The sequence below is a fragment of the Streptococcus sp. UMB1203 genome (genome assembly GCF_030217725.1).
GTDB lineage: Bacteria > Bacillota > Bacilli > Lactobacillales > Streptococcaceae > Streptococcus.
The window spans coordinates 1-413 of sequence record NZ_JASOOK010000074.1; the positions used below are offsets into that span (position 1 = coordinate 1).

General features: G+C 57.4%; 1 pseudogene. It reads right to left on the reverse strand.

Features of this window, described 5'->3' with window-relative positions:
- Nucleotides 1–413 (reverse strand): annotated as a pseudogene (locus QP439_RS09000) (hypothetical protein); the annotation flags it as partial.

A 413-nucleotide genomic window follows, 5' to 3' on the forward strand; every position in this document is an offset into this window, starting at 1 on the left:
GGCGCTGGTGTTGCTGGAGTCTCTGCTTTCGGCGCTGGTGTCGATGGAGTCTCTTCTTTTGGAGCTGGTGTCGATGGCTCTTCCACTTTTGGCGCTGGTGTCGATGGAGTCTCTTCTTTTGGAGCTGGTGTCACTGGCTCTTCCGCTTTTGGCGCTGGTGTCGATGGAGTCTCTTCTTTTGGAGCTGGTGTCACTGGCTCTTCCGCTTTCGGTGCCGGTGTCGATGGCTTCTCTTCTTCCGGTGCCGGTGTCACTGGCTCTTCCGCTTTTGGCGCTGGTGTTGCTGGAGTCTCTTCTTTCGGTGCCGGTGTCACTGGCTCTTCCGCTTTTGGCGCTGGTGTCACTGGCTCTTCCGCTTTTGGCGCTGGTGTTGCTGGAGTCTCTTCTTTCGGTGCTGGTGTCGATGGCTCTTC